This window comes from Kribbella sp. NPDC056861 (genome assembly GCF_040687575.1).
Lineage (GTDB): Bacteria > Actinomycetota > Actinomycetes > Propionibacteriales > Kribbellaceae > Kribbella.
Genome location: NZ_JBFBNQ010000004.1, coordinates 827332 through 839384 on the forward strand (window position 1 = coordinate 827332; position 12053 = coordinate 839384).

Genomic DNA, 12053 nt, shown 5'->3' on the forward strand with positions numbered 1-12053 from the left:
GATGCGCGGCGAGTGTCGCCGTTGATTTTGGCGTTTGTGTTCGTTCCGTTCGCGGTTGAGGCGGTGTGGGTGTTCTGGCCGGCGCTGCAGGGGTTCTGGCTGGCGTTGACGGACTGGGACGGGTTGTCGGCGCCGAGGTTTGTTGGGTTGGGCAACTTTCAGGAGATGGTGTCGGATCCGATCTTTCGGACGGCGCTGAAGAACACGGCGATCTGGCTGGTGCTGTTCGGTGGCGTCAGCACGATCGGTGGGTTCGGGATGGCGATGCTGTTGCAGAAGGAGCGGCGCGGGGTCGCGATCTACCGTGCTGCGCTCTTCACGCCGGTGGTGTTTTCGCTGGTGGTCACCGCGTTGATCTGGCGGGTGTTCTATCAGCCGGACGGGCTGGTCGATTCCGTACTGCGTGGTGTCGGTTTGGGGGACTTCGTCAGGCCGTGGCTGGCTGACCCCGATACCGCCTTGTACGCCGTGATCATTCCTGCGTTGTGGCGGCAGATCGGGTACGTGATGGTGCTCTATCTGGCTGGGCTGAAGGCCGTCGATCCCGCGCTGTACGAAGCGGCTCGGGTGGATGGGGCGTCGGCCTGGCAGCGCACGCGGTACGTGACGATTCCGCAGTTGAAGGGTGTCAACTCGGTGGTGTTGTCGGTGATCGTGATCGACTCGCTGCGGTCGTTCGACATCGTCTGGTCGATGACCAAGGGCGGGCCGTACCACTCGTCGGAGCTGCTCAGCACCTATATGTACTCGACCGCGTTCCAGTCCACTCAGCTCGGTTATGCGTCCGCGATCGCGGTGGTCATCTTCGTCCTCGCGTTGGCCGTCATCCTCGGCTATCTGATCCGTGCCTTCCGGGAGGAGTCATGACCAAGTTCAGGACTTCTGGTTATCACGTGGCGATGAGCCTGGTGTCGTTCCTGTGGATCGCGCCGATCCTGTGGGTGGTGGTGATCTCGTTCCGCAGCTTCGACGACATCGCGACGAACGGGCTCGGGGCGCTGCCGCATTCGTTCACCTTCTCGACGTACGTGTCGGCCTGGCAGGACGCGGACGAGTTCAGGGCTTTGATCAACTCGCTGGTGGTGACGATCCCGGCGGTGGTCCTGAGCCTCGGGCTCGCGTCGATCGCGGCGTACGGGCTGGCGCGGTACAGCATCCCGTTCCGGCGGACGGTGTTGTTGCTGATGTTGATGGGCAACCTGCTGCCGCCGCAGATCCTGCTGATCCCGATCTCGCGGTTCGTGGAGCTGACCGGGTACTACGACACGCTGTACGCGCTGATCGCCGTGCATGTCGGGTTCGGGTTGGGGTTCTACACGTTCGTGCTGCACGGGTTCATGCGCGACCTGCCGCGGGAGATCCAGGAGGCGGCGACGATCGACGGGGCCGGGCCGGGGCGGATCTACTCCAGTGTGATTCTGCCGCTCACGCGGCCGGCGTTGGCGGCGCTCGGTGCGTTGTCGTTCACCTGGATCTTCAACGATCTGCTGTGGTCGATCACGGTGATCCGCTCGGGGGAGAAGATGCCGGTCACGCCGGCTTTGCTGGGGTTGCAGGGGTTGTTCGTCTCGTCGTGGAACGTGATCGCGGCCGGTACGGTGATCGCGGCGATTCCTACGCTCGCGGTGTTCCTGAGGTTTCAGAAGCACTTCGTCTCCGGGCTGGCGATCGGAGCGGTCAAGTGAGTCGTCGGTGGACGTTGCGTGGGGCAACCACGGCGTATGTGGTGGAGGTGCCGTCGCATGGGCTGTGGGCGGCGTTGGTTGCTTGGGGGCCGCAGGCGGTGGCTGATGGGCCGTCGGTGGTTGCTCCGGTGGGCACTGAGCACTTCATTCCTCGCGCGGATGTAGAGCCGGTGGAGTACGGGGCGAAGGGGGTCCGCTACACCAGCACACCTGAGCTGGTGGTGACGGGCCCGGATGGCTCCGACGAACTACGACCTGTGTTTGCCGCAGCCGGCGGCACAGCCGCAGGCGACCCGGCGGTCCCCGAGCCGGCCGCCCCCGAGCCCGCCGCCGGAGGCGGCGGGTCGCTTGACCTGACGTTTGTTGACGAAGTGCGAGCCGTGCGAGTGGTGCTGCACTACCGGGTGCCTGCTGGGCTTGACGTGGTCGAGCGGTGGGTGACTGTCTCCAACGACGGGGACGAGGAGCTGCGGCTGCAGGAGCATGCGTCGGCTGGGTTTGTGGTGCCTACCAGTGGTGGTGCGGTGGTGAACTACCTCTGGGGTGAATGGAACAGCGAGTTCCGGCAGGGGAGTGTCGAGCTGCGCCGCGGGCGGTTCACGATCGACAGCAGGCAGGGGATCACTGGGCATTCCTACTCGCCGTTCTTGTCGGTGGGAGAGTCGTCCGGGGATGCGTGGGGCGTGCAGTTGGCCTGGTCCGGGTCCTGGGAGATGAGTGCGGAGGTCGATACGACCGGGCAGACCAGGATTCGGGCGGGGCGGTTGGCGTCGAGTCTGGGGTTGGGGCTCGGGGCAGGGGAGAGCTGGGTCTCGCCGGTTGCGGTGGGGGGATTCAGCAGCGAGGGGTTGGACGGGCTGGCTCGGGTGTTCCACGAGTACCAGCGGAGTCTTTCGCGAGGGCTTCCGGCGAAGGTGTTGTACAACTCCTGGTTCGCGACCGAGTTCGAGGTGCGGGCTTCGCAGCAGCTCGAGTTGGCGAAGCGGGCTGTGCGGGCCGGCGTCGAGACCTTTGTGGTCGACGACGGGTGGTTTGTCGGGCGGTCGGATGACACCGGCGGGCTGGGCGACTGGGAGGTTGATCCGGTGGCCTTTCCCGATGGGCTCGAGGCTTTTGTCGAAGAGCTGAAGGAAATGGGGCTCGGGTTCGGGTTGTGGGTGGAGCCGGAGTCGGTGAGCCCGAAGTCGGCGCTTGCGGCCGAGCATCCGGAGTGGATCCTGCAGACGCCCGGTCGCGAACCGCTGGCGATCCGGAACCAGTTGCTGCTGGATCTGAGTCGCGATGATGTCGCCGACTGGATCTGGCAGACGCTCGACCGGCTGCTTTCGTCGTACGAGATCAGCTATCTGAAGTGGGATGCCAACCGGCCGCGGCTGGACGGTGGCGATCAGCGGCGTGATCTCGACGGCAAGGTGGTGGCGAACCTGTACAGGATTCTGGATCGGCTTCGCGCGGAGCATCCGCAGGTGTACGTCGAAGGATGCGCTGGGGGTGGCGCCCGGGTCGATCTCGGGATGGCTGCTCGGGTCGACACGCTGTGGCCGAGCGACAACACCGCGCCGCTGGATCGGCTGAAGATCCAGCGTGGCTTCCTGAGTGGGTACTCGCAGCATTTGATGAGTTCGTGGGTGACCGATGCCGAAGGCACCCATGACGGACGGGAGCGGTCGCTCGACTTCCGCTTCCACGTGGCGATGGCCGGCGGGCTGGGGATCGGCGCCGATCTGTCGCGGTGGTCCGACGACCAGTTGGCGACGGCGGCTCGCCACGTCGCGCAGTACCAGGAGATCAGAGATGTGGTTGCCAACGGCAAGGTGTATCAGCTTGCCGAAGGCACGCAGTACGTCGGCGCGGAGCGGTCGGTGGTGTTCCTGTGGAACGTCGGCGACGGCAACGTCCGTGGCACCTTGCCGACGCGACCTCGCGCGATCCCGCTGGTGCAGCTGGATCCCGCCAAGAACTACCGGGTGGGAACTGAGGTCTACCCGGGCAGCTATCTGCTGCAGGTCGGCGTCCCGTGGGACGACTCGACCGACTCGCACTGTCTAGTCATCACCCCGTCCAGCTAAGGATGAAGACGTGAAACGACTGTCCGCCCTGCTCGGTGGCGTGGTCGCTGCGGTCCTGGTGACCGCGTCGATCGCAGCCCCGGCGTCCGCAACTCCCGCTCCGCAGCCGACGCCGACCACCCAACAACAACCCCTGATCAGCCCTACGCCGTACATGGGGTGGAACACCTACTACGGCCTCGCGGGTGACTTCACCGAGACGAGCCTGCGCTCGGTCGCAGACTCGATCGTGAATCGTGGTCTGAAGAAGGCCGGCTACGACATCGTCTGGCTCGACGGCGGCTGGCAGGCCGACCAGTCGCGCAGTGCGGCCGGCGACCTGGTGCCGCACCCGGACAAGTTCCCGAACGGCCTCAAGCCGCTCGTCGACTACATCCACAGCAAAGGTCTGAAGGCCGGCATCTACACCGACGCCGGGCCGTACATCCCCGGCAAGTGCGGGCTGGGCAGCGGCGGCTACTACCAGCGCGACGCCGACCAGTTCGCCGCGTGGGGATTCGACGCGGTCAAGGTCGACTACCTCTGCGGGATCGCGGCCGACCTGGACCCGAAGACCGTGTTCACCGAGTTCGCCCAGGCGCTGCGCAACAACGCGAGCAACCGGCCGATGATCTTCAACCTCTGCAACCCGGTCACCTCGCCCGACTGGGGCAACTATCCCGAGTCGCAGCAGTCGATCTTCTCCTGGTCGTACGCGCCGGCCATCGCGCAGTCCTGGCGTACCTACACCGACGTCGGCTTCCAAGGCGACATCAAGTTCAAAGATGTCCTGCGCAACTACGACGCGAACGCCAAGCACCCCGAGGTCGTCAGACCGGGCGCGTTCGGCGACCCCGATTACCTGGCCCCCGAGCTCGGCATGTCCGATGAGGAGTTCCGCACCCAGTTGACCCTGTGGTCGGTCGCGGCTGCGCCGCTGGTCATCGGCAGCGACATCCGCAAGCTCAGCGCCACCACGATAGGCATGCTGACCGACCCCGACGTCATCGCGATCAACCAGGACCGCGCCGCCGTGCAGGCGGTCCGGGTCGGCGCGGCCGGTACGACGGAGACCTGGGTCAAGCGTCTGGCCGACGGCAGCCGTGCTGTCGTTCTGCTCAACCGTGGTGACAGCGCGAAGACTCTCACCACGACGGCCTCGGCAGTAGGTCTGCGCGGCGCGCGGTTCACGCTGAAGAACGCCTGGACCAACGCCACCACCGAGAGCGCCGGCACCATCAGTGCCGCAGTACCGGCGCACGGTACTGCGTTGTTCCGGGTCGGGCCGGCTCGCGGTCTGCCGGGTGTTCCGCATGTGACCGCGGGGATTCCGCAGGTCACGCAGGTCGGCACTCAGGTGCTGCCCGAGGGCGCTGCTCCGGTTGTTGCCGGCGGCGACGAGCTGCGGGCAGAGGTTGTCGTGCGCAACGATGGGCTGCTGCCGGTCTTCAAGCCGGCTGTCGCGCTGACCGCTGCTACCGGTTGGACGGTTACTCCGGTCGGTAAGGCTCCGTTGCTGTTGGCACCGGGTCAGAAGGTCACGTTGGCCTTCAAGGTGAAGCTGCCGGTGACGGCGCCGGCCGGGAACGCGACGCTCGCCGCGACTACGCAGTACGAGGCGATCGGGTATGGGCGGCAGAAGCAGGTGACCGTCTCGCCGTTGGTGATCGCACCGGTTCCGCCGGACGGTACGGCGGCGCTGTCGCACCACCCGTGGATCACCGCGACCAGCGGCTGGATGTCGCCGACGATCGACGAGAGTGTCGGCGGCGGCTCGCCGATCAGCCTGGTGAGCCAGACCTATCCGACCGGTATCGGGGTGGCGTCGCCGTCCCTGGTCCGGTACTACGTCGGCCAGCAGTGCACCAAGTTCACCGCGACGGTCGGCATCGACGACGCGGTGCGCAATGTCGGGCCGGAGGGCGGTACGGCGACCTTCCAGATGGTCGGCGACGGCAAGGTGCTGTTCGACTCCGGGGTCGTCGGTCGTGATGACCCGAAGCCGGTCGAGGTGGATCTCACCGGAGTCCACGTGCTCGACCTGGTGGTCGGCGACGCGGGCGACGGTGGCTACAACGACCGTGCCGACTGGGCGGTACCGACTGCGATCTGCTGAACAACCCAGAGTGAAGCAGGGGCAGGCCGCTGAGGCGGTCTGCCCCTGCTTCAGTTGGGCGGGGTGAAGAGGTTGACCAGGTTGCCGTCGGGGTCGCGGAGGAGCATGGAGCGATTGCCCCATGGCATGGTGGTCGGCTGCTGGACGAACTCCAGCTCGCTCAGCCGGGCGAACTCGGCGTCTACGTCGGGCACCTGGAACTCCAGGAACGCGGAGTGGTTAGCGGCTGCCCGGACGACGTCGGCGCCGTACAGCTGCGTGGTGAGGGCGCTGCTCGAGATCGCGAGAGTGCCTGCGCTGGTGGCGAACTCGGCGAAGATCGGGGCGGGTCGCGTCGCGGTGAGCCCGGTGACGTGCTCGTAGAAGGCGGTCAGGCGGTCGACGTCGTCGGTGACGATGCGGACTGAGGCGAAAGTTGTCATGCGTCCGACGCTAGAACCAATACCGGACAAGATCCGCCCGGTATTTGTGAGAATCTTGGAAGCATGACGAGACCGACCTCGCGGGTGCTGGCGCTGCTGGAGTTGCTCCAGGGTGGCGGGACGCGGCGCGTCGGGGACCTGGCGGAGCGGCTCGGGGTCGACGAGCGGACGGTCCGGCGGTACGTCGAGCACTTGGTCGAGCTGGAGATTCCGGTGCGGTCGGTGCGTGGACGGTACGGCGGGTATCGGCTGGCGCCGGGGTATCGGATGCCGCCGTTGATGCTGACCGATGACGAGGCGGTCGCGATGGCGATCGGGCTGGTGGTCGGGCGGCGGGCCGGGTTGGTGCCTGAATCAGCGGCGACGGAGAGCGCGTTGGCGAAACTCCGGCGGGTGTTGCCGGCGAGATTGGGTGATCGGTTGGGGGCGTTGCTGGCTACGTCTTCGTTCACTGCTCCGCCGCGCGCTGCGACGGATGCTGACGCCGGGGTTCTGCTGACTGTGGCCGAGGCGGCGCGCGATCGGTTGGGGGTGGAGATCGCGTACGTCGATCGGAGTGGGCGACGTAGTACTCGGTCGATCGCGCCTGATGGGGTGGTTGGGCACGCGGGGCGCTGGTACGTCGTTACCGCTGACCGCACGTTTCGGTTGGATCGGATCGCTTCGGCCAGGTTGTCGGTGGCTGTGACGGAGCAGGTGCCGGTGCGCGACCCGGCGGGTGCGGTGTTGGAGTCGTTGGCGAAGGCACCGTGGGCGCATGGGGTGTCGGTGCGGGTGGAGGGGACGGTGGAGGACGTCCAACGGCGGTTGCCGCTCGGGCTGGCCGTCGTCACGCCGCTGGAGAATGAGGTAAGGGTCGAGTTCAGGGCTGAGCGGTTGGATTGGGTGCCGGCGCTGTTGGCTGGGCTGGATCGGCCGTTCGTGATCGAGGAGCCGGCCGAACTGCGGCGCCAGGTGGCCGGTCTGGCGAGCAGACTGGCCACCTGGGCCGAGCGTCAGGACAACGAGCGTCAGGGCAACGGGCGTCAGGGCAACGACCGGCAGTAGAGCGCGTCCGGGGTGCCGGCAGAGCCGATCCGGGTGGTGAAGGCGATACCGGCGGCGTACTCCGAATCAGCGCACTGGCCCTTGTAGTTGCCGGAGGCAAACTCTCCGCCGTTCGACGATGGGCGGTTGTCGCCGCGATCGAACCAGACGGTTCTGCCGTTGCCGGCGAGAGCTTCGGTGGCGCGAGCGCAGAGAGCCGACGACACGCGGGCCCCGCGGATGCTGTAGCCGATCAGGAACTGCCCAGGAGCGCACTGGAGCTTGGTGTAGCCGGAGGCCCAGTCGGGGGAGACATAGCGCTGGTCCTTCACAACCTCGTAGCCACTACCCCAGGTCGCTCCACCTGACCGGCAAAGGCCGCGGTTGCCGGTGTGACTGAGCCCGATCAGCCGGGTGCCATCGGGACATGCGGCCTTGCGGGCGCCCGAGTCCCAATCACCCGCGGCACGCATCCGGAGTGACTGGACGAAGTCGCCGCGATCCGGGCTCAGCATCTTCCAGTACGCCGACGGCGCTACCTGCCCGGTCCTGCTCGGCGCGGCCATCAACCGGCTCCACGCCGCGGCACGCCAGTCGTCGCCGTCGTACAGGCCCATGCGGTGACCGGTGGAATCCCAATGCAGCAAAGCCCAGCCGTTGCCGGTCCGATTGGCGTGCCAGCCGACCAACGGCCAATAGGCGAAGTCGGCATCGGTACGGATCAACTGGTCGACGAAGTTGCTGAACCAGGCGCGTGGCTTCGCGCCGGTCTCCTCCCGGCCGCCGACGCCGAACTCGCTGATCCACACCGGCGCGGTGAAGTGCCCGTCCTCCCCGGTGACGAAGAACGCCTGCCGGTTGAGTTCGCTGATCAAGTCCGCCGGACTCAGGTCCTGGTAGCGGGGATCGGTGGTCTCGCCGGTCCCGGTCGCGCCGCTGTGACGAGGTCCGGCGTAGCCGTAGAAGTGAGCGGAGTACACGAGCTTGTTGGAGGCAACCAACGTGTGGGACAGCCGCCGGGCCGGTTCCAGGGTCGGGCGTTCGTGCGGGAAACCGTCGACCGGGATGCCGGTCCAGTTGATGCCCTCGACAACGATCAGCAGGTTCGGGTTCGCCTCGGTGAGGATCCGGTCGCCGAGTCGCTGGGTGGCGGCGAACCAGTCGTGTACGCCGCCGAGTCCCCAGTTCGGGTCGTCCAGGATATCCCGGCGTACTTCGTTGTAGAGGTCGGCGCCGACCACGCGCGGGTTCGCTTTGTAGCGGTTGACCATGAAGAGCCAGTCGCTCTCCCAGGTCTGGTCGGACTGGCTCTTGTTCCAGCGTTCGTTGCCGTCGACACCGCAGCACCAGCGGGTGGTGTTCGTGTGGTTGTTGAGGATCACCGCGAAGCCCGCGGCGGTGAGATCCTGTACTACGACGTCGTACACCTGGAGCGGCGTCTTGCCACGAAGACCAGGGTTGGCGGCAACCGATGCGTCGCTGACCGGACGGGTGTCGTGCACCATCTCGTTGGAGAACGGCAGCCGCACGCTGTTCAGCCCGAGCTCGGCGAAGCCGCTGATGATCTGGCCGATCGGGGCCCGGTCGAGGCCGAGCGGCATCCGGCCGCCGTTCTCGCCGGCGTGGTGGTTGGCGTTGTCCTCGGTGTCCCCGGAGCCGTTCCAGGTTCCGCTGGCGCCGTGCCAGTTGCCCGACTTCAACCGGAATCTGTTGCCGTTGGCATCGACTATCCAGCGGCCGCGGGTACTCAGCGGCGGGGTCCAGTCGGCGGCCGGCGCAGCCTGGTACGGCGCTGCCGCGGCCGAGGTGGTTGCGCCGACGAGCGAGGCGGTGGCCGGCCTTGCGTCGACGGTGGTCGGCGTTGCATCGGCGGGCATCAAGGCTGTCGCCGGAAGGGTCAGCAGTACGGCGGCTGTGGCCGCTCGGAGGATTCCGCGCATGGTCACCTGTCCCCAGATCGGGTGCTGTCGGATCGCCATGATGGCGGATCCACAGCACCCGGGAACAGGTTTCGGCGCCACGAATTCGGGGGACCGCCGGCCCGCGGTACGAGGTGGTGGTCGGTGACTTCGCGGGAACACCGACCACCACTGCCCTCCATTTGATCAGATCTCCGACGTCTTGGGCAGGCCGGGGCTTTCCGGCGGCCGACAATTGTCGTTGTCCGTCCGGTGGCGACGAGAGCATCTTGGACCAGCAGAGCAGCTCGCCGAGGGGAAGGACCAGTGACGTCATGAGTTCTGTTGGCGCAGTGATCGCGGTCGAGGGGTCGATCACTGCCGGCGACGAGAGACGCCGACGGATGACCAAGGAACTGGTACGACGGGCCGAGGGGTTCCTGCTGGCCTTCCAGGCGGTGGGACTGTTCACCACCAGCTACACGGACAAGCTCACGCCCGAAGGCGAACACCTGCTGTACGCCGTCGCTGTCGCGCACGTGATCGCGGCGGTGGTCGCGTTCTTTCGCGGTGGGCCCTTCTACCACGGTGGATTCTGGATGTGGACGTGGATCGGCGTCGCGCTGCTGATGCCGATGGTGATGGCCGGCCTGCTGCCGATCGGCGACTACGGCGCGTACCAGGGCTGTGTCCAGCTGTGCGGCTATCCCGTTCCACCGATCATGTTCCTGGCGTTCTTCCCCTGGCTCGGGGCCCGGGACAGCCTCCGGTCGCTGCTCGGTCTCGGGGTGGTCGCGCTGATCACCTTTGTGCCGCTGGCGCTGATGGTGGCGATGTACCAGACGCTCAGCCGCGACAACACGCAGGCGTGGCTCAACTCGGTGGTGGCGAGCCTGACGGCGTACTTCGGCGGCTTGATCTTCGGCGCCATCTGCCGGTCGGCCGCGCAGGCCCAGCGCGATGCCCAGGTGGTCGCGTACGGCGAACTGTTCGACCTGCTGCACGACAACGTGCAGACCTCGTTGCAGGTCGCGTCGGCGCTGTCCGTCAGAGGTGACACAGCAGGGATCGAGCGGCAGCTCGGCAACCTGATGGACTCGGTGCAGTCGGAGCGGGAGCGGCTGTCCGTCGCCCAGAAGACCGTGTCGCTGGCGCAGCTGATCAGTTCGAACATCGCCCAGGTGGAAGGACTGTTCGACCAGGTTGCGGTCCCGGCGGTCGGTGGGCTGACGCTGCGTCAGCCGGTCGGCCTGTTCGTGAACGGGGCGCTGGGGGCCCTGATGAAGAACGTGGTGGTGCACGCCCGGGCCACCGAGCTCGGCCTCGCGGCGCGGGTGATCGATCGGAGGTTGCTGGTGATCGAGGTACGCGACAACGGGATCGGTTTCGATCCCGAGGTGATCGAGGACGCCCGGCACAGCCTGCACCGGCTGCGGAACCGGGCCCGGGCCTTGGACGGGGATCTGGAGCGGTACGACGCGATGGCGGCCAGCACCCGGATCAGGTTCTGGCTACCACTCCACGACGACCGCTGAGAGGCAGGGCACCGGTGAAGGTACTGCTGGTCGACGACGACGCGAACCACGTCGACATGGTGATCGACCGGATGAGGCAGGAACGCCGGGGGATCGAGGTGCGCTACGTTGCCAACCCCGCGGAGGCCCGGCAGGCGCTCGACAGTTCGGAGTACGACGTCGCCGTGGTCGATCTGCTCTACCGCGAGCTGAAGGAGCAGTACCGGAGCCGGATCGCGGCCGGGGATGTTTCGCTGACCGGTGACAGCACGTTCCTCGTCAGCGGTCTGCAGACGCTGGCCGACGTGAAGGAGCGTGGCCGCCGACCAGGGGCCGTCGCCAGACGGCCCGGGGTGGTGGTCTGGACGAGCATGGAGGACAACCGGGCCTTGCACGTGCGCTACGCCTATCAGGAACTGGCCGTCCGCGTGTACTGCGCCAAGGCGGCGCGCTCGCCGTCGCGACAGAGTGCGGTGGGCAACCTGCTGATCGCCATCGATGCCGCCGAGCAGGGCAGCAGCCATGACGACTCGCTCACCAAGCCGTTTCTGCCCGACGGTGGGCCGACCGTCGGCGAGGTCTTCTTCGCCTCGGCGATCGGGCGGGGTGTCTGGCGCGCCTTGGCGCTGGGCTTCAAGGGGGAGAAGGCGGTCGCGGGCCAGCTCGGCATCGACTACCGGATCGCCAACGAGGTGACTCAGCTGCGAGGGCAGCTCAGTGCGCTCGATCCGGGCGTCGGCTCAGAAGGCGCGCACCTGGCCACGCTGGTCGCGTATGCCCAGGCCAACTGGGAGTTCTTCCTGGACGACACCGTGATGCGGCAGTACCCGCCGACCGGGTACCAGCGGGAGCGGAACGGGGTGCGACGACGTGTCCGGAAACCCGGTCGATGACGAACTGCGCAGGCGCTACGCCCTCGCCAGCGCCGAGCGCGCGACTCGGCGGCGACGCCGGAGAGTGCTGACTGCGGTCGCCGTGTCAGTCGTGGTCCTGCTCGGCGTCTTCCTGTTCGTGCGGGTGGTGACCAGGGTGCCGCGCCAGGTCACCGGAACGGTGCGCTGCATGTCGGGCGCGCAGGTGCAGGGGATCTGGGTCAAGGAGGCCAGAGGGCTGGGTGGCTTCGTGGATCCGAAGCGGGATCCCGCCGACCCCTCGACCGCGCGGTACGTCCGCGAACTCCGCGGCAGCCGGACGTACGGCGTCAACGTCGGCTGCGGCGGCACCTGGAAGAAGTGGGAGGTGGAGTCCCGCTCGAAGTTCGTGAGCGGGACCTCCCACCGGTTCGAGTGCCACGACCAGGCCGGGGACCCACTGTTCAGACAGTGCGTCCCGGCCGGCCGGTGA

Annotated in this window: 10 protein-coding genes; 8 read left to right on the forward strand and 2 right to left on the reverse strand. The window is 67.2% G+C overall.

Annotated elements, in window-relative coordinates; translation table 11 throughout:
* Positions 1–36: 36 nt before the first annotated feature.
* The 4 genes from AB0P21_RS23475 to AB0P21_RS23490 are packed head-to-tail and all read left to right on the forward strand — an operon-like array spanning position 37 to position 5849.
* Complete coding sequence (locus tag AB0P21_RS23475) at positions 37–867, forward strand: sugar ABC transporter permease (protein WP_363699271.1); 831 nt, start codon at positions 37–39, stop codon at positions 865–867.
* Entirely contained in the window at positions 864–1685 is an 822-nt protein-coding gene (locus AB0P21_RS23480) for a carbohydrate ABC transporter permease (protein ID WP_363699272.1), read from the forward strand. The genes AB0P21_RS23475 and AB0P21_RS23480 overlap by 4 nt, the downstream gene beginning before the upstream one ends.
* Complete coding sequence (locus tag AB0P21_RS23485; RefSeq protein ID WP_363699273.1) at positions 1682–3754, forward strand: alpha-galactosidase; 2073 nt, start codon at positions 1682–1684, stop codon at positions 3752–3754. The genes AB0P21_RS23480 and AB0P21_RS23485 overlap by 4 nt, the downstream gene beginning before the upstream one ends.
* Positions 3755–3764: 10 nt before the next feature.
* Positions 3765–5849, forward strand: coding sequence for an NPCBM/NEW2 domain-containing protein (locus tag AB0P21_RS23490; protein ID WP_363699274.1), 2085 nt, complete (start codon positions 3765–3767; stop codon positions 5847–5849).
* A gap of 50 nt (positions 5850–5899) precedes the next feature.
* Here the strand turns inward: AB0P21_RS23490 and AB0P21_RS23495 are convergent, their stop codons facing one another.
* On the reverse strand, positions 5900–6271 hold the full coding sequence (locus tag AB0P21_RS23495; protein WP_363699275.1) for a VOC family protein: 372 nt from the start codon (positions 6269–6271) through the stop codon (positions 5900–5902).
* A gap of 63 nt (positions 6272–6334) precedes the next feature.
* Between AB0P21_RS23495 and AB0P21_RS23500 the strand changes: the two genes are divergently transcribed.
* Positions 6335–7318, forward strand: a complete 984-nt coding sequence (locus AB0P21_RS23500; RefSeq protein ID WP_363699276.1) for a WYL domain-containing protein — start codon at positions 6335–6337, stop codon at positions 7316–7318.
* On the opposite strand, the gene AB0P21_RS23505 is transcribed toward AB0P21_RS23500, so the two are convergent.
* Positions 7297–9276, reverse strand: a complete 1980-nt coding sequence (locus AB0P21_RS23505; protein ID WP_363699277.1) for a cellulase family glycosylhydrolase — start codon at positions 9274–9276, stop codon at positions 7297–7299. The two genes, AB0P21_RS23500 and AB0P21_RS23505, sit on opposite strands and share 22 nt — an antisense overlap.
* Positions 9277–9530: 254 nt before the next feature.
* Here AB0P21_RS23505 and AB0P21_RS23510 point away from each other — a divergent pair, with 254 nt between their 5' ends.
* From AB0P21_RS23510 to AB0P21_RS23520, 3 genes are read left to right on the forward strand one after another with little or no spacing between them, the layout of a single operon-like run.
* Positions 9531–10730: a hypothetical protein gene (locus AB0P21_RS23510; RefSeq protein ID WP_363699278.1), complete on the forward strand. Its 1200-nt coding sequence runs from the start codon at positions 9531–9533 to the stop codon at positions 10728–10730.
* A 14-nt stretch (positions 10731–10744) separates the two neighbouring features.
* Positions 10745–11602, forward strand: a complete 858-nt coding sequence (locus tag AB0P21_RS23515; RefSeq protein ID WP_363699279.1) for a hypothetical protein — start codon at positions 10745–10747, stop codon at positions 11600–11602.
* A complete protein-coding gene (locus AB0P21_RS23520) occupies positions 11580–12053 on the forward strand; it encodes a hypothetical protein (protein WP_363699280.1) in 474 nt (157 codons plus the stop codon). Before AB0P21_RS23515 ends, AB0P21_RS23520 begins: the two co-directional genes overlap by 23 nt.

Coding starts and splice junctions, on each gene's coding strand:
- AB0P21_RS23495 (WP_363699275.1), bottom strand. CDS start 6,271: ATGACAACTTTCGCCTCAGTCCGCATCGTCACCGACGACGTCGACCGC.
- AB0P21_RS23480 (WP_363699272.1), top strand. CDS start 864: ATGACCAAGTTCAGGACTTCTGGTTATCACGTGGCGATGAGCCTGGTG.
- AB0P21_RS23510 (WP_363699278.1), top strand. CDS start 9,531: ATGAGTTCTGTTGGCGCAGTGATCGCGGTCGAGGGGTCGATCACTGCC.
- AB0P21_RS23505 (WP_363699277.1), bottom strand. CDS start 9,276: ATGGCGATCCGACAGCACCCGATCTGGGGACAGGTGACCATGCGCGGA.
- AB0P21_RS23500 (WP_363699276.1), top strand. CDS start 6,335: ATGACGAGACCGACCTCGCGGGTGCTGGCGCTGCTGGAGTTGCTCCAG.